Source organism: Nitrospirillum pindoramense (genome assembly GCF_007827955.1).
GTDB classification, from domain to species: Bacteria; Pseudomonadota; Alphaproteobacteria; order Azospirillales; family Azospirillaceae; genus Nitrospirillum; species Nitrospirillum amazonense_B.
Map to the genome: position 1 here is coordinate 213,806 of NZ_VITR01000006.1, position 15,861 is coordinate 229,666.

Annotated in this window: 19 protein-coding genes; 11 read left to right on the top strand and 8 right to left on the bottom strand. The window is 58.5% G+C overall.

Annotated features, from left to right (window positions below; translation table 11 throughout):
• Positions 1 to 346: 346 nt before the first annotated feature.
• Entirely contained in the window at positions 347 to 763 is a 417-nt protein-coding gene (locus FBZ90_RS11835; RefSeq protein WP_145732330.1) for a Ros/MucR family transcriptional regulator, read from the bottom strand.
• 478 nt (positions 764 to 1,241) lie between these two features.
• Here FBZ90_RS11835 and FBZ90_RS11840 point away from each other — a divergent pair, with 478 nt between their 5' ends.
• Entirely contained in the window at positions 1,242 to 2,102 is an 861-nt protein-coding gene (locus FBZ90_RS11840; protein WP_145732332.1) for an RNase A-like domain-containing protein, read from the top strand.
• A gap of 9 nt (positions 2,103 to 2,111) precedes the next feature.
• Positions 2,112 to 2,411 carry a contact-dependent growth inhibition system immunity protein gene (locus FBZ90_RS11845; RefSeq protein ID WP_145732334.1) on the top strand — a complete coding sequence of 100 codons (300 nt, stop codon included), beginning with the start codon at positions 2,112 to 2,114 and terminating at the stop codon, positions 2,409 to 2,411.
• A gap of 370 nt (positions 2,412 to 2,781) precedes the next feature.
• Here FBZ90_RS11845 and FBZ90_RS11850 read toward each other — a convergent pair whose 3' ends face one another.
• On the bottom strand, positions 2,782 to 3,957 hold the full coding sequence (locus FBZ90_RS11850; RefSeq protein WP_145732336.1) for a hypothetical protein: 1,176 nt from the start codon (positions 3,955 to 3,957) through the stop codon (positions 2,782 to 2,784).
• A 320-nt stretch (positions 3,958 to 4,277) separates the two neighbouring features.
• Positions 4,278 to 4,619, bottom strand: coding sequence for a helix-turn-helix domain-containing protein (locus FBZ90_RS11855; RefSeq protein ID WP_145732337.1), 342 nt, complete (start codon positions 4,617 to 4,619; stop codon positions 4,278 to 4,280).
• Between FBZ90_RS11855 and FBZ90_RS11860 the strand changes: the two genes are divergently transcribed.
• From FBZ90_RS11860 to FBZ90_RS11875, 4 genes are read left to right on the top strand one after another with little or no spacing between them, the layout of a single operon-like run.
• Positions 4,618 to 4,932 carry a response regulator transcription factor gene (locus tag FBZ90_RS11860; protein ID WP_145732339.1) on the top strand — a complete coding sequence of 105 codons (315 nt, stop codon included), beginning with the start codon at positions 4,618 to 4,620 and terminating at the stop codon, positions 4,930 to 4,932. The two genes, FBZ90_RS11855 and FBZ90_RS11860, sit on opposite strands and share 2 nt — an antisense overlap.
• Complete coding sequence (locus FBZ90_RS11865) at positions 4,929 to 6,263, top strand: AAA family ATPase (protein WP_145732341.1); 1,335 nt, start codon at positions 4,929 to 4,931, stop codon at positions 6,261 to 6,263. Before FBZ90_RS11860 ends, FBZ90_RS11865 begins: the two co-directional genes overlap by 4 nt.
• A 6-nt stretch (positions 6,264 to 6,269) precedes the next feature.
• Complete coding sequence (locus FBZ90_RS11870; RefSeq protein WP_145732343.1) at positions 6,270 to 6,530, top strand: helix-turn-helix domain-containing protein; 261 nt, start codon at positions 6,270 to 6,272, stop codon at positions 6,528 to 6,530.
• 54 nt (positions 6,531 to 6,584) lie between these two features.
• Positions 6,585 to 6,911 carry a DUF6634 family protein gene (locus FBZ90_RS11875; RefSeq protein ID WP_145732345.1) on the top strand — a complete coding sequence of 109 codons (327 nt, stop codon included), beginning with the start codon at positions 6,585 to 6,587 and terminating at the stop codon, positions 6,909 to 6,911.
• A 15-nt stretch (positions 6,912 to 6,926) separates the two neighbouring features.
• On the opposite strand, the gene FBZ90_RS11880 is transcribed toward FBZ90_RS11875, so the two are convergent.
• Positions 6,927 to 7,139, bottom strand: a complete 213-nt coding sequence (locus tag FBZ90_RS11880) for a hypothetical protein (protein ID WP_145732348.1) — start codon at positions 7,137 to 7,139, stop codon at positions 6,927 to 6,929.
• A 90-nt stretch (positions 7,140 to 7,229) separates the two neighbouring features.
• Between FBZ90_RS11880 and FBZ90_RS11885 the strand changes: the two genes are divergently transcribed.
• The 3 genes from FBZ90_RS11885 to FBZ90_RS11895 all read left to right on the top strand — a co-directional run bounded on the left by FBZ90_RS11885 (position 7,230) and on the right by FBZ90_RS11895 (position 11,805).
• Positions 7,230 to 9,602, top strand: coding sequence for a hypothetical protein (locus FBZ90_RS11885; protein WP_211102001.1), 2,373 nt, complete (start codon positions 7,230 to 7,232; stop codon positions 9,600 to 9,602).
• Between the two features lie 124 nt (positions 9,603 to 9,726).
• Positions 9,727 to 10,695, top strand: a complete 969-nt coding sequence (locus FBZ90_RS11890) for an HNH endonuclease (RefSeq protein ID WP_145732350.1) — start codon at positions 9,727 to 9,729, stop codon at positions 10,693 to 10,695.
• 522 nt (positions 10,696 to 11,217) lie between these two features.
• Complete coding sequence (locus tag FBZ90_RS11895; protein WP_145732352.1) at positions 11,218 to 11,805, top strand: hypothetical protein; 588 nt, start codon at positions 11,218 to 11,220, stop codon at positions 11,803 to 11,805.
• A gap of 21 nt (positions 11,806 to 11,826) precedes the next feature.
• On the opposite strand, the gene FBZ90_RS11900 is transcribed toward FBZ90_RS11895, so the two are convergent.
• The 4 genes from FBZ90_RS11900 to FBZ90_RS11915 all read right to left on the bottom strand — a co-directional run bounded on the left by FBZ90_RS11900 (position 11,827) and on the right by FBZ90_RS11915 (position 14,730).
• On the bottom strand, positions 11,827 to 12,270 hold the full coding sequence (locus tag FBZ90_RS11900) for a toll/interleukin-1 receptor domain-containing protein (protein WP_246130385.1): 444 nt from the start codon (positions 12,268 to 12,270) through the stop codon (positions 11,827 to 11,829).
• Between the two features lie 142 nt (positions 12,271 to 12,412).
• A complete protein-coding gene (locus tag FBZ90_RS11905; RefSeq protein WP_145732356.1) occupies positions 12,413 to 12,607 on the bottom strand; it encodes a hypothetical protein in 195 nt (64 codons plus the stop codon).
• Between the two features lie 178 nt (positions 12,608 to 12,785).
• Positions 12,786 to 13,373, bottom strand: a complete 588-nt coding sequence (locus FBZ90_RS11910) for a hypothetical protein (RefSeq protein WP_145732357.1) — start codon at positions 13,371 to 13,373, stop codon at positions 12,786 to 12,788.
• 1,063 nt (positions 13,374 to 14,436) lie between these two features.
• Entirely contained in the window at positions 14,437 to 14,730 is a 294-nt protein-coding gene (locus tag FBZ90_RS11915; RefSeq protein WP_145732359.1) for a hypothetical protein, read from the bottom strand.
• A gap of 77 nt (positions 14,731 to 14,807) precedes the next feature.
• Between FBZ90_RS11915 and FBZ90_RS11920 the strand changes: the two genes are divergently transcribed.
• Together FBZ90_RS11920 and FBZ90_RS11925 are read left to right on the top strand one after the other, a co-directional pair.
• The gene (locus tag FBZ90_RS11920; protein WP_145732361.1) at positions 14,808 to 15,113 is read left to right on the top strand and encodes a hypothetical protein; all 306 of its coding nucleotides are present in this window, start codon (positions 14,808 to 14,810) and stop codon (positions 15,111 to 15,113) included.
• 15 nt (positions 15,114 to 15,128) lie between these two features.
• A complete protein-coding gene (locus FBZ90_RS11925; RefSeq protein WP_186455763.1) occupies positions 15,129 to 15,695 on the top strand; it encodes a hypothetical protein in 567 nt (188 codons plus the stop codon).
• The last annotated feature ends 166 nt before the right edge of the window (positions 15,696 to 15,861 follow it).

Below are 15,861 nucleotides of genomic sequence, written 5' to 3' on the forward strand. Positions count from 1 at the left end.
TTCCGAAGCATAATTTCCAATGCGTTCATTTCTTCCGCACTCAATATGGTTGATTCCACAGTGAATCTCGCTGGATGTCTCTGGGTTATTGTGAATTGATCATTATCTCCAAGAATTATTCGGTCCCCAATCACCCTTTTTTTGGTCATCAAATTATTCCCAGAACAAATGGAGTTTACTTTATCTGCAAGCAGCTCAAATGCCATTTGATCATCAGTGCCTAGTTTAAAAACTATGGTAATCATTTAATCACCATCGTCGTTGTTTTGGTAAGGGCTCATGCCCCTGCTCTGTCCGCTTAAGGCTGCTTCGCCCGCTGCGCTGTTCCAGTAGTTATCCGATCAGTCTAGGCGCTCTTCTTCGCCTTCGGTTCGCGTGTCCGGCTGCCCAAACCGATCTGCTTGGCCAACCCAGAACGCTCCCTGGCGTAGTTCGGGGCAGTCATTGGGTAATCGGCGGGCAAGCCCCACTTGGCGCGATATTCGTCCGGCGTCAGGTTGTAGGCCGTGCGCAGGTAGCGCTTCAGCATCTTCAGCTTTTTGCCGTCTTCTAAGCACACGATGTAATCCGGCGTGACCGATTTCCGAATGGAGACCGCAGGCAACTGCTTGACCTCGGGAATAACCTCGGGCGCTGGGCTATCGACGTGAACCAGGCAGCCGTAAACAGACTGGATCAATCCAGGCAGATCGTTCGGCGGGATCTGGTTTTTCGTGACGTACGCAGCAACGATGTCCGCCGATAGCTTCAAGAATTCGTTCATGATGAGCCCGTTATTATCGCTCCGGGCATGGTACATTTCCTGAAGCTGGCGTCTACCTCATACGCGCGGCAAAGTGTATAGCCGAGCCTGATTCGCCTGAACGTTCGCAGTGGAGGAATAGTGGGTAGGTTTGCTCAGACCATGGATTGGGTGGAAGACAGCAACGGAACCTGGGTCCGCCTAGATGGAATGACAGCGCAGCTCATATCCCCGCAGGCCAAATTCGGATGGGCGGTCCAGCGGCCAGATGGCTCCTGGCTTTCCACTTCGCCGGTCACCAGCGGCTGCTACCCCAAGGTCAGATATTTCATGAACGCGAATGCCGCGATGTCGGCGGCGGACCGAACGCAGTGAAGCCCCAGCTTCCCCGCCGCCCGATCCCCCCATTCGGCATATCGCCTCGCTCCACGTTGAAGGACCTCAGCCACACACCACCCTTAATCACCTGACCGGTCGCCGGAGAGGCCAAGGAGGAGTGATGGACGGGCTGGAGTGGCTTCAGGAAGCCAATGTAACAACCGCGCAGGACGATGACGGTCTGAGCATCATCCTGTCGCCGGTCCAACTGTCAGCCATCCTCCAGGGCCTGTCGATCACTAGCGGCGAGACCGACACCGGCCATTTCATGACCCGTGCTTTCGGCGCCCTGGAGATCGTCAGTGGCGCCATCGAGTTCATGGGCGCGTCGTTCCTGATGGTAACGCCGGAACCCACCATGCTGACCAAAGTCGGCGGAACGGCCATGGCTTTGGATGCCGTCGACAATGTATCCACCGGCCTCAAGAAACTATGGACCGGGCGCGAGTACAGCACGCTCACCTACCAGGGGGCCGCCGCCGCTGCACGCGCCCTGGGATGCGACCCTGATACTGCCGACGAGGTGGGCCTGGCAGTCGAGATTGCGGTACCCGTGAGCATTGCCGCCAAATGGGCGGCACTCCGGATCATCTCCATCCGCAATGGCTGGATCAGCGTCGCGGTCGAGGATGATGCGGGCGGACATATCGCTGAACGGCACGTCCGCAAGGAGGAAGCCTATCTTCGGCAGCGCCTGGTCAATGAGCCCACCATCCCAGGTGCTGGGACATTCGTCACCCGGTCAGAAGCCGAGAAGTTCATCAGCGAGGCGATGAAAGCGAACGCGCCCAAGATCCAGCAATGGGCCACCACCAATTCCAGGGTGCTACGTCTGAAATATGATGCTGGCCAATCGGTGGGGTGGGTGATTCCGCGCGTCACCGGCACAATGTCCCGTACGTCGAAGATGATCGTGGTTCTCCGGCGAGCGACCACCGGCAACAAGGTCTACTTCATCCTCACTGCCTACCCATCGGTCTGAAGGGCAATCATGGAAAGCGCTATCGAGCGGGAATTCCCCGCACTTCTCCAGATCATCGGCGGCTACCTGAACCAGGACCACACCATCTACGGCCCCAAACTAGAGGACGCGGTGAAGGCGTTCATCGATGATGCTTCAGCCGACGAGATTACGGAGGGTCGTGAGAACATCGCACGTTTCCTCAGGGCCAAGGCTGACCACCTTGATGCCGCGCTGGAGGAACTGACCAGCGGCGACTGGGCGCGTAAACCAGGGACGAGCGCCCGTGAATACCTACTCTGGTTGGATGGGCTGTTGGCAAGGGCGTAGGGATGGAGCTGGCAAACCTGGAAGTCCGCGAGCCCGTCACCATGCACTCTGAGGGGCATGTCAGCGGTCCTAGGCGTGCGCCCGCTGCTAACTGGCTTCCGATGTGGGGGGGACGCTGGGACGGCGCTTAATGAGGACGCGGCGCTTCTGTCCCGCGACCGGGACGATATCGACCGGCGGTCCAGCCCCGCCTTCAAGCAGCCGGTCAAACCAGTGGCCGTGCAACTCGACTTCCCGCTGGCGAGCCTCTGCCCACTTCGCCGCCCAATAAGCCGGGTCGTGATGGCGCTTATCAGCCGACATCGGTCACCTCCTCAGAAAACCACGGCCCTGGTCGCGGCGCAGACTGGGACAGGGCCGTGCCCTCCATTTACAGATGCGGCGACACCGGCTTGGCGGCACTAGGCGCCTGGGCGGCCTTCGCCTGGAGCGTCGCCATGTCCGTTAACGTCACGCTCAACACCGGCGTGCCGCTGGACCCCACATCGAGTTCCTGCTGGGTGGCCAATGCGTCCACACCGGCGTACAGCGGGTAGTCCTGGGGGCGGCGTCCGACACCCTGGCCCCAGCCAAAGTAGCGCCCGCGATCCGACACAGCCGGGGGGCCATACTTGGCGATCAACGCCTGCCGCGTATCGTTGAAGACCGATCTCGCATCCGCCAGCACCTGCCTGACCGTCACACTGGTCACCTTCCCGGCGGCCAGGGTGTACACGACGCAAACCGCGCCCAACGGCATCTTCCCACTGGCGTACATGGCGGCCCCGCCGCCGCAGTCGCGGTCGTTACCGATGACCAGCTTCTTGTCGGCAAAGGTCGCCTTGGCAGCCGAGGTCAATTCGGACTCAGTCATTCCCAGCTTCAGGCCGCTTACGTCCCAGTCAGACGGCGCTTTGGGTGGGGTCGCAGCCGACGCGGATGCCGCCTGGTCCGGGATGATCTCGGCTAAAACTTCAGCACCACCGAGACGCCGCAGGGTAATTTTGTCGATGGCGACCCTGACTGTGTACTGCGAGTTCAGGTTCCCGGTGGGGTCCCCCGTGCCGACAAAATGGGCGGCCAAGTTCGCAGTGACAGTACGAACGCCGAGCGCGTTGTCAAATTTGCGCGCCTGGTCCACCGGCAGCTTCAATCCGACGCCGTCGCCATTCGCAAACGCAATCCGGTATTGGTTCCCGAAGGCCCCCAGGGAAAGGTAATGCCTCTCACCAAACGCCTCGATGGGAAAGCGCCCGGCATTCAGGTCGTATTGGCCTATTGAGACAGTCACATGTATCGACAGCGGGGTAGTGTCGTCGACTTTGGCTTGGGCGGCCTTCAGTCGATCTTCTTCGGCCTGCTGCGCGGCAGGCTTGTCGAACGTGCTGGCCCCCTTGACAGCCGGTGACCGCTTCGCCGCCTCAGCGAAGTTGAGCGGATCGTTGGCCACCTTGTGATAATAGAGCGCCGCGACCTCCGGGGTCAGCGGCGTAGGGTCGGCAGCCCAGGCGGCGGGCGCGAGGATGCTGGTCGCCAAACCCGTGGCCACCACCTTCTTCCACGACATCGAAAACTCTCCACGTAGGACATGGCGAAGTGCCTATTCGCGCCCAACGTGCATCCGCACATTCTCAGGGGGTAGGTGGGGAATTCCCCATATTGCACCCGACATTCAAGCGTGCCTAAGCGCTGATAATTCATATGTTAACGTATTAATTTCTGGAAAATATCTGAATATAAATTCGGTCAAATTTTCAAAATTGGAATATATCCACCACCCAATGAATTCATTGTGCGGGCGCATAGAGTGAGGATGTCAGCTTAAGCCACATCAGGCCACCACTCTATACGGTGATTTCCCCATATTGTCCCGGCGCCTTGGAACCTTTAGTTCGCTGTCTTGCCTTGCTTCGCCGCCTTCTTTTGGGCGGCAACGACCATATCAACGACCACCTGGCGCAACGGAGATTCCATGCCTTTCAGGGCGACCACGGCACGGTCCAGTTCAACATCTCCGGGCTTTTCGGGCCCACCGTCCAGCAACAGATCGTTGGGGGTGATGTCCAGGAGATTGCAGATCCGGACCAACAGCTCGAAGTCTGGCTCCCGCTTGTCGGTCACGTACCGTGCATACCGAGGCTGGCTCAGGCCCAGGCGCTCTGCGACTTCCGCGTCGGTCAAGCCAAGCGCCTTCGAACGCGCCCTGAGTTTTGCGCCGAATCCATTCATGCCGAGATTTGTGGCGTCCAGGGCCCAGCCAAGCTATTACCGTTTTGGCATTTTTAAAAATGCCAATTTGGGTTCCGATTTTCCGTCCCCCGCTAGCGTCATTGAAGCGATGCGCCCAATGCTGTCACCCCGTGAAGCCCAGTGCCTGCGGTTGCTGGCGCAAGGTGAAGGCACGAAGCAGATCGCCCACCAGCTGGGCCTCCGTCTAAAATCGGTCGATGCCTATCTGCTGCATGCCCGACAGAAGCTGGGGGCCAAAACCTCCACGCATGCAGTGGTCGTCGCCCTAGCAATGGGGCTGCTGGAAGAATGAGCTCCGACGCCGATCTGCTGAGATGTTGGTGTTCTGAAGTTCCGCCGCCCGCCTCGCTGGTGCCGGAAATTCAGAGGGCTGCCATCGGCGCCATCATCTTCGCGAATTCCTCAGACGGTCTGGAAGTGCATGTGCCGCCGCTGGAGACCGCGTCAGCAACCGACTGGCTTCAGGCGGCGTCTGATCTGCTGGGGGTCACCATGATGGTGGACCGGGCGGAAGACCTGATCGCCACCTGCCTCTGGCTGGCCGATGAAATCCCTTGGGCGAAGCTCATGCTTGTCGTTCACGCCGCCAAGCATTCAGCCAAGTCTAGCATCGCCCGCCGTGTCGCCGAGGCCTTGGAACTCAAGACGTTCGATCCAGCGCACGTCGTTCCAGCTTTGGGGGCGGCCAACTTGGTTCTGCCCCGCGCCAGGAAATCCGGAGCGTCAGTTAAACCGCGCAGCGTCTCATCAGAATCGGCGGGCCACTGGATCCGCGTGGTGGCGGACGACATCGACATCAAGCAGAAGTACCGGGCGCTTCGCCGATCACATCGCCTGGTCGGCGTCAGCGATCTTGCTGTCGCCACGGCCACCCTGAGGATTGAATTTCCTTGGTTGGGGAACGTCATCGATGCGGTGACGGCAGAGCTACGTCTGGCCGAGGCGTGCGGGCGGCCTTACGTAACAGTCCGGCCGATTCTGCTTTACGGCAGCCCAGGGGCCGGAAAGAGCCGCTTCGCCCGCCGCTTCCTTCAGATCATGCAGATCCCGTTCGTGACGATCATCGCTGGTGGGAGCAGCGATAACCGCCATCTTGCCGGAACCTCGGAAGGATGGGCCAACGCCAACCCAAGCCTGCCGGTGAAGGTGATCCTGACCCACCAAGTCGGGAACCCGGGCTTGTTGATCGAGGAGATCGACAAGGCGGGTGGCTCAGGCCTCAACGGGCATATCGCCGACACCCTGCTGACGATGACCGATCCCGAGGTGTCCCCCCATTGGTACGACGAGTGTGTCGGGGCGCCGGTCAACCTGTCCAAGGTGAACTGGATCATGACGGCAAATCGATTGGACCTCGTTCCGCCTGCGCTCCGCGCCCGGTTCATGGCCGTGGAAGTGAAGGCGCCAGGGATCACCGACTTTCACCCTCTCCTGGCGGCCATCCAGGACGATCTGGCCAAGGAATTCGATGTCCACCCCATGATGCTGCCCGCACTGAGCACTGAGGCTGTGGAGCTTATGCGGCGCGAATTCTGGCGGGGGTCACTGACCGCCCGACAGCTCACCGCCTTGGTCAGGCGGGCTATGGCTGCCGCCGCTGATGAAAAACGGCTGGCCAGCTAGTCCCCCATGCAGACGGCTCATTCGCCTGTCAGCGGCGCCCGGTTGGCCGCCCAAAATATCGGGAAGCTGCTGCGGGCGGCCCGACTGCGGCAGCGGGCATCGCAGGATGAAATTGCCAGGTTGGCCGCCATATCACCCGAGATGCTGGCGCAGATCGAGCAAGGCAACACCACCACGCCCTTCGGCGCCTACGTGTCGGTGCTGTACGCGGTCGGGTTGGGTAGCGCTCTGGCCTTCATCACCGACGAAGAAGATGCGCAGCCATAGGCCTGCTCACCGGCCCCCCGACATCAGCCTGAAAATAACATTGGAAGGAAGATCGTGATCTACACCAATTCAAGATATGCGCATCTGATGGCAGCGGACGAGGCCGATAAATATAAGCGGCTCTCCCAAGATTTAGAGGAATTCTTTCAAGGAAATAAGCCGTCCGAGGGGGATCTGGCTGTGGCACCGATTCTCGAAAATTATTCGCTGATCGACCGGCCGGTGTTTGCATTGCAGGGCACCGTCTTTGGCCACCCGACTATCATGGATGGTCCGCTTCTTTCGAGCGAGGTAGTTTTATTTGACCCCGTGCATCGGTGGATGCGGACGCGCTCTCGATACTATCGCTTGGGACACGCCCGTCCGCGTGATGGCGCCTGACGCGGTGCGCAATGGTCACGTCAGCCTGGTGCCGGGCGGGACGCTGGTGGCCAGCAAACTGTCCACCGCTGCCAAGATGCGCTTCGAGAGCCGGTATTGTTCCATGTCGCCTTGGGCCAGCCACTCGTCAGCCCGGGTCGCGGCGAAGATCGCGGCGTCATCGCCATGGCGCTTCACCAATGCATTGGCTGCCAACCAAACGTCCCGATCACTGACCTGATCCACCATGTCTCCCTCCAGCCGCATGTCAGCAAAGCTGGCCGTCCCTCGGAATGCAAGGCACAGCTCCCGGCTTCCTGAAAATAGCTTGGAATCCTGATGAGCACCGTCGTCCTCGCCCGAATGATCTCGGACTTCTGTAAAGCGCGCCTGACCCAGGCGCTCCCGCCACGAGAAGCCGAACAGCTCCGGGTACACCTGGTCAATATGATCCGCACCAGGACCATGCCTCCGCGGTCCAGTTCCGCTTTCAACCTACCCCAGCTTGCGGTCTCTGCTGGACTGCCTGCCGATGCACTCGATGCTGCCGCCGCCAACATCCGCCCAGCACTGGACGCCATCGTGCGGGGACTCCGGAAGCTGCCCCCTCTGAAGAAGGAGCGGCAGGCAGCCAAACTCGGAGATTCATCAGCGAAGTCGGCACCACCTCGTTCGACGCCCAACTCGAAAACTGCGGCACACTCCACCACCGCACGGTCCTCGCGACCGGATCAGGGCGTAGAGGCACTGACCTCGGAGGTCGTGCTGTCTGAGCCGACCTTGGTCCGGCCGAAAAGGAAAACTGGTGTACCGCCGCGTCCTGTCGTGGAATTCCCAGTCGCTCGTCACGACATGCCGACCAACGAGCCGGAGGTGTTCAAGGATGCCCTCCGCTATCATATGGAACGCCACGGCGACACCGGCTGGTCCCTGTTCCGGGCAGTCATCCTGAGCGAACCCTCGCTCAACTACTCCACCATGTACTACTGGCTGCGGGGCCGGACGGTCCCACGCACTCTGAAGACCCGCCGCGTCCTCAAGGTGATTGAACGCCGGTACCGTCTGCCGGAGGGACATCTGGCGGCTAAGTTGCCAAATCGCAATTCCGCGCCCCGGGGCCACGAAGTCGCCGGTGTGGGCGCCGCCGAGTTACGACGCCTAGCCTGGCACCTGCCCGATGACTTCGCCAACCGTCCACCGGTCGAGCGAGAACAGATCCTGGAATGGGTTCGCACCAACATCATCACCGGCACCACCGACTACCGACTGTTCCAGGCTGCGGCCATGAAGCAGCGCTATGCTCTGCGTTTTGCAGATATGCCGGTGGGCCATCAGATGAGTCGGGCATCAGAAGATGAAGATCTCCATGAGGTTATTGACCCTGAGCTGGAGTGGGGAACGAAGCTGGCACCCGCCCGCCTATCCGGTGAGATGTCCAGCCTGATCCGCTTCAAGACAGCCACCCTGACCAGCATCGGCTTCAAGCGGAACGGAGTATGGGGTGGTGAAACCGCAGCCCAGAAGCTTGAGCACCTCGGGCTTCTGTTCGGTGCCATGGCGGCATCCCCCGGCGGCGCTGTTCAGGGGCTGGGGGCTCCTCTCCGGCACCTCAGCTTGGCCCTGCTCGCCTTCCCCGCGACATGGGACTGGTACATCCAGTGGCGGGAACGTCGCCGGGGTTTCTACACAGCCTGGGAGGTCGACATGCTGGCCCTGGCCGCCTCCCTGGTTCGGGCCGAGACCGGTTGGCTGCGGCAGTCTCCCCAGCTAGTCGAAAACCTGACGCCGATCCCTGGCTTGGTGTCGGCAGCCGATATCAGCGCCGCCAAGGCCGACTGGGCGGGAACCTGTGAAGCACTTCATCGGCATGCCACGGCGCGAGCCCGTGAACTCCAGCGGGTGGTTAAGGTCCACCGGGATCCATTCGAGCCCATCCTGCCAATCTTGGAGTCGGACAGCCCCGTGGGTGAGTATCGGAAGATTGCCGACGAGATCTTGGCCCGCATGCCCGATGAGAACCGCTATCCCGTTACGGCGGCCGAAGCTGTCCGATCCCTCTTGCTGATCCGGCTAGGCTTGCACCTCGGTGTCCGGCAGAAGAACCTGCGTCAGCTCCTGGTGAAAGCCCGTGGCCAAACTCCTTCGACGGAACGGCAGTTGGCCGACCGCCAGTGTGGAGAATTGAGGTGGAGCGCGCGCGATCAGGGGTGGGAAGTGCTGATCCCGGCAGCGGCGTTTAAGAATGCCACCTCGACCTATTTCGGCGGCAAACCGTTCAGGCTGATCCTGCCGGACCTGGGCGGGCTGTACGGCTTCATCGATGCCTACTTGGAACGCCATCGGCAGGCGCTGCTGCGGGGCGCCGCTGACCCAGGAACCTTCTTCGTGAAGACGATGAAATCGACCTCGGCGGACGCGGCCTACAACCAAACGACCTTCTACGAGGCCTGGCGGCTGATCATCCAGCGATACGGCATCTACAACCCTCACACCGGGCGCGGGGCCATCAAAGGGTTGCTGCCCCATGGCCCCCACAGCGTTCGCGACGTGTTGGCGACGCATATCCTGAAAATGACCGGCTCCTTCGAGCAGGCCAGCTACGCGATCCAGGATACGCCGGATACGGTCGCCAAACACTACGCCCGGTTCCTCCCTCAGGATAAGGCGGCATTGGCCGCGCAAGTGCTGAACCAGGTGTGGGAGGCGGCCTGATCGTTTCTTCGCCAGCATGGCCGGGATTGCTTAAAAGGCGCGGGCTCGTGTTATGCTGGCACTTATGCGACGAACCTATCCTGCTCGTTGCTGACGTAAAGCACGCCGACGAGCCTACGACCGAATGCGCTATTGGTGGGTCAACCAGAATCAGACGTACCGCCAGGAGGTCAAGGGCGGCTATCTCTGGTCGCCCAAGCGCAACGCCAACAAGGCCAGAAATCCTTATTACGAATCCATGCGCGAGGTGGCCCCCGGCGACCTGGTGTTTTCCTTTATGGACACCCGCATCGTCGCGATAGGAATTGCTGAATCCTATTGCTGGGAAAGCCCCAAGCCCACGGAATTCGGAACGGCCGGGCAGAACTGGGATCACGTCGGCTGGAAGGTGAAGGTGGCCTTCACCGAACTCCGGCATCGCGTGCGCCCCAAGGATCACATGGCGATCCTGGCGCCACTGCTCCCTCCGAAATACTCCCCTCTCCAGGAAAACGGAAATGGCCTTCAGTCGGTCTACCTGACTGAGCTTCCGGTGCCGCTGGCTGAGGTGCTGATAGGGTTGATCGGTGCTGAGGTCGAGCCGCTGCGCGCGACCGCCATCGGCGTGCCCCCCGTCGCGGCCGACGACCTCGATATGTGGGAGCACCAGATGCAGAAGCAGGTAGAGGCAGACCCAACCATCCCGGATACCGACCGCACCGCCATCGTCCGCGCGCGGGTTGGCCAGGGGCTCTTCAGGCAGCGCGTCAGCCAGATTGAGAAACGATGCCGGATCACAGGCGTCGAGAACCCCACGCACCTAGTGGCCAGCCACTGCAAGCCCTGGCGAGATTCCAACAACGAGGAACGCCTGAACGGGGAGAACGGCCTGCTGCTGACGCCGTCCATCGATCACCTCTTCGACCGTGGCTTCATCGGCTTCGAGGACAACGGGCGCCTGATTATATCGCCAGCAGCCCACCGACCGTCACTTCAGCGTATGGGCATCAAGGTCGATGAGAAGATCAACGTCGGCAGTTTCACCAGTGCGCAGAGGCAGTTCTTGGATTTTCACCGAGATTCGGTGTTGTTAAGGTCAGCCAACCGACTCTAAATTCTCAACAGATTGGGAAACTATGAAGATCATATACGTTGCCATATCTCTATTATCTATTGTTTCTGCTTGCGCAGCGCCCACAAATCCACTGACTTCCGACATTCATTCAGTTGGCGAGAAAGATTTATGCGCTATGTACGGCATTAGATTAAATAGATCTGACGAATCTAGAGCCGAGCTGCTTCGACGCGGTGTAATTTCTCAGACACAAGCTAGGTTAATAGATTCCGGTCAGCTTCGTATAGGGATGCCAGAATGCGCAGTAACAGCTGCATTCGGAACGGGCTACGTTAAATTCAGTAATTCCATAAATCAAAAGAAAAAGAAGAGCATCGGTCACATGTACCTTTATCAGTGCAGCGACAGAGTTTCTAACTGCCCATATACTCTTGTCAACACATCCAATGATATTGTTGCGAACATTAGAAAATGGGACAGCACAGACCTGCCGTTCCCAGAGTAGAGACCCGATAGATCTGAGTGATTTCTATTTTACATCAATAATCTTGAGGAAGAGAAGTGGAAGATCTTATTCACACCGCCAGATCATCTTTAAGTTTATTTTCTGAGATATACAAAACTTTCTTTAACGAAAGACGCACGAGGGCACTGAAAGAACTGAAAGCGGAGAAGGAATCATACAATATATCGACTGATAAAGACACACCGCCATACATTAAAGAGCGTTGGGTCAGTTTGAATTACAAAATATTAATTTCTTCGGAAGAGAAATCGTTAATAGATAACTGTCGATTCTCCGCAATGGCCTACAAGCTCCGCAGGAGGGGTGCTTTTTATTTAGAGCCACATTTCCTTGAAGATAAATTTGAGGTCCGGCTTCGTGGTAAAGCCGCAAAATCCAAAGCTATTGCTCTTGCCGCACGCGACAACTTTGCCTTTGCTGCTCTATTTTTTGTTATATCCTCAGTAGCCTTATTTCGCCTGGCGACCGGCGTGGATACTCAGCCTATCCTCATGGGTTTTTGCGTCGCAATTGGTGTAATTTTTGCCAGCGGCTTCTTAGAGGATTTCCTTCAGATTAGAGCAGCAAAAATGTATGTGGAATTAATATCCAGGAAACGGATAGATAAGAAACAGGAAATCTGAGCAATACATCTTCGCATATAGCTACGTCGTGGTGCCGCCTTTATGGCCTGCAACCGTTTTCCGAATTGCCACAGCTACCTCATAGAATGCCTGGTCTTGATCCAGCCACTGCGTAATCGGCTTCCCGTCGTATGGAAGGGCCAATAACTGCCGTAGCGGCGTCGAATGCCAGTCACAGGGCTTCAAAATCACTGGAATTACCCGGCACAGGCCTGCCCGATGACGGTCTACCGCGCGCTGCATCTCCACGTCATGGCAATAGGTCGACGCCAGAAAGTCTGGGCTCAGCAGCATCAGCGCGATGTCGGCGGCGGCCAGGGCCTCCTGGATCTCCCCGTCGATCTCGTCCCCGGGCAGCAGCAACCTATCATGCCAAATCGCCAGGCCGCGACGCTTCAAGGGCGTCAAGTGCACCTCCAGGCGATCCCGCAGCGCCTCGTCGGCATGGGAATATGACATGAACACGCGAACCAAGGCAGACCTCCGGATACAAAGAGGGGATACCCGCCGCATTCCTTGGGCGGCGGTGATCCGGACATAGATTCATCGTTCATTGGCCCACGGCCACGCCACCTGCATCCCCTCCGATGCAGGCGGCCGAGCTGGCTTATGGAACGTGGGCAGCCTCTGGGCGACGGATTTCCAGCGAGGCGCAATGGGTAACAGCATCGCCATCCGTGGGATCGGTGAAACGCTCGGTCACCTGGATCCGCGTTCCGTACAGGTAAATCAGGTCCGCCACCAGCAGCGACACCTCGTCCGCCTCGGATGCAGTCACCAGCAAGGACATTGATGGCGCCATTTTCCCCTCCTGGTTTACGTCAGAAATATCGCGCCGATTTTGTTCTGCTTTTGTTCCGATGTCAACGCGACTCTTCCTGCGGCGGGGTGGTGCCTTTCGTCACCAGCCCGCCTCTGGTACGCGGAAGTCAGCCATCGCAATGTCGGCTCAGGGGCGCGATGCCCCTGAGCCAGCCACTTTACGATTTGTAAGGCGTCGGAACTGCCGGAGGCGCCACGGGCGGCACACCCGAGATCAGCGCGTTGGCCTGGTCAACACCCGTCAATTGCTTCTGAATTTGCTCAGGAATAATCGACAGCACGATCCATTCGCCTGTCTTCGCCATAATCTTCACCTGGAAACCCTTATCGGCCGTGGCGCGCAGCTTGGAGTCTGGAATGTCCAAGCCGAAGGTCTCACTCAGAATGCAGACCTTGCCGCCCGAGCAGTCAGAAACATCGCGTGCTATTGACGTAAATGCCAACGGCTGGGCAGTATCATCAGAAGCAGATTGATAGAATTTCCAGTCGCCAACATAATTAACCCATACATAAAGCTGATGCGTGACCGCCTTGGTATCTTTATCCACCCAACTGCGCAGGTACCACTTCTTCCCAATTCCGCCAAAAGGCGTATCGGACAGAGACACGCCGTTGATGCTAACTACCTTACTAAACTTATCCGTCGTGACGTGAGCAATGGATGGGCCCGCCGGTTGGGATGCACACGCCGTCAAGGATGCCGCAGCGAGCAGAGCCAAGCCAACAACTGACGCAAGATTCTTCATAAATTTACTCCCCATATTAAATCTGACGACATGGTTTATGGCCGAAATGTATATGCATTTTGCCGACATTACACGCCGAGATCGTCTTTCTCTAACTGAAAATTGAGCGGTTATCCGGTCCACCTTGGATACGATCAATAGCACGGACATCGACAACGCCTTTCTCTCCCACACGGTCCCCGAGGGCTGAGCGCGGCACGGATATGCCCCGCTTCTGCCGTTCTGCTAACCATCGGCGCCCGGTTCATCTGTGTGGACACAAGGCCGCTGATGTCGCGGGTAGCCAAGGCTGTGTGTCGGCCCCCAGCCGGTCATCCAAAGAGGCGACCAGATGGACATCAACTCGTTCAATGGTCATCATCGCCGGGGATTGAATGGAGCCCCCACGATGAGACGGCGGAAATTGAGGATCGGGATAGCGGGCATCCTCGTAGGACTGCTCACATCGTCAGCGAACGCAACAACGCCCGCCACACGAGAGCAGTTGGTCTGCAGTGCATCATCGATGGTACGTGGCGAGGTTGTTGAGGCTCAGAGCAAGGACTGCCGATTGACCATGCCTCAGGACGCGAAATTCTGCATTCCAACGGAGCTAATCCACCTAAAGGTCCACGTAACGGAAGTGATGTCCAATAGCCAGGATCAAATACACCAAGGGGATATTATTGATGTCGCCTCTGCCGTAATTTACTCGCACTCTATACGAAGCGATGGCTCGGATATATCTGGAATTGATTACGATAATGGCAGGCGTAGGGTTCCAGACACGGGAAAGCCTTTAACCGATGACCTGGTCATCGAAGCGTTTGTTGGTAAGGAATTCAATTTCGGCATTGCGCGACCGGGGGTCAGCACCCCTGAGAGGTTTTGGGCGGATATGTGGAAGTCAGATGGGGAAGTGCCGATGATGTGGGAGACGATCTGTGCCCATAGCCCCTGGCGGCCGAAACCCCGTTCCTGAAGCGTGGCCCGAATCGATCTAATTGTCTTCTGACGCCACGGTGATCCATCGTGGCGTCCGGCATAGGGCGGGAAATTGCCCCATGTCGCTCGCCCACAGCCATCACTGGCCGTTTCTGGTGGCCCGCATGCCTCCTTGCAGGGCTTCAGCTTCGCACACGAAAGCACCCTGCCTGGTCGCCGCATACCAGCGCTGGCCCTTGAAGTGGAACACCCCCGTCTGTGTGTTCACCCACACCACCACATCCTTGGGGCAATGAGCCGCCGCTGACTGCTCCGTCTGAAACAGCGCCACACCACCGGCTACCGACACCGTGGTACCGATGAACAGCAGCCCGATGGCCAGTAGCACGGCGAGGACAGCCTGCCGAATTTTCAGCACCCCAACACCCCGCATGCCCCTCTCCACCGTTTGCATTTATGGCATGGAACGCTACCATCTTCCGCGTGCATATAAAGGTGGGGATTTCAACAATGCGCTCCGTCGCCCTATTTGCCGCTGCCCTGTGCGGCCTGGTCTTCAGCTCAACAGCGGAAGCTCGTGGAGGTGGCCATGACGGCGGCCACGGCGGGCATCATGGCCATGCTCGCAGCCACCGATCCTACAGCCATGACCACTACGTCCGTCCCCACGTCACCAAACGGGGCACCTACGTCCACGGGCACATGCAGACGAACCCGAACAAGACGCGGAACGACAACTACTCCACCAAGGGCAACGTCAACCCATACACCGGTCAGGCGGGCACCAAGCCACGCGATGGGGAAGCGCCCCACTGAAATTGGACCCATGCCTTGATCAGCATCTTCGTCGCGGTCACCGACTTCGACTGGTACCAGTACCTGGCCGCCCAGCCAAACCTGGAGGAGGTCAACTTCTGGCAGCCCGGTGGCAAGACAGCCTTCAAGGCCCTCCAGCCCGGCGAGCTCTTCCTGTTCAAACTCCACAGCCCCCGAAACTTCATCGTGGGCGGAGGCATATTCGGGCACGCGACCTTCCTGCCGGTGTCCATGGCATGGGAAACGTTCACCCGGAGTAACGGCGCCACCTCCCTGGCGGAAATGCGAGCCAGAGTGGCCCGCTATCGGCGGGAACAGCCTGATCATCGTCAGGACTACCAAATCGGCTGCCGCTTGCTGGAGCAGCTCTTCTTCTTCCCAGAAGATCAGTGGATTCCGGTCCCACAGTCCTGGTCTCCCAACATCGTTGTCGGCAAGTCCTTCTCGGCCGACGATGGTGATGGCCGCTATCTCTGGGATGCTGTCCAAGAACGCCTGGCTGGCCGCTGGATGCCGCCGCCGCGCGAGACTGAGGAGCACCGGCCCGCCACGCATTATAATGTGTCAACTGGAGTGACATAGGTATATTGATCAAAATAGATCATGCATCCATGATTTCCGCTGATAGCGAAGCAGAGCCTAATGCAGGTGTAGAAGGTAAACATTTTCGATAGTTGGCAATATACCTGAAATGATTGCCATAGACACATTCAGTGAAGTCGGATTTCTATGCAAAATTTTCCTGTAT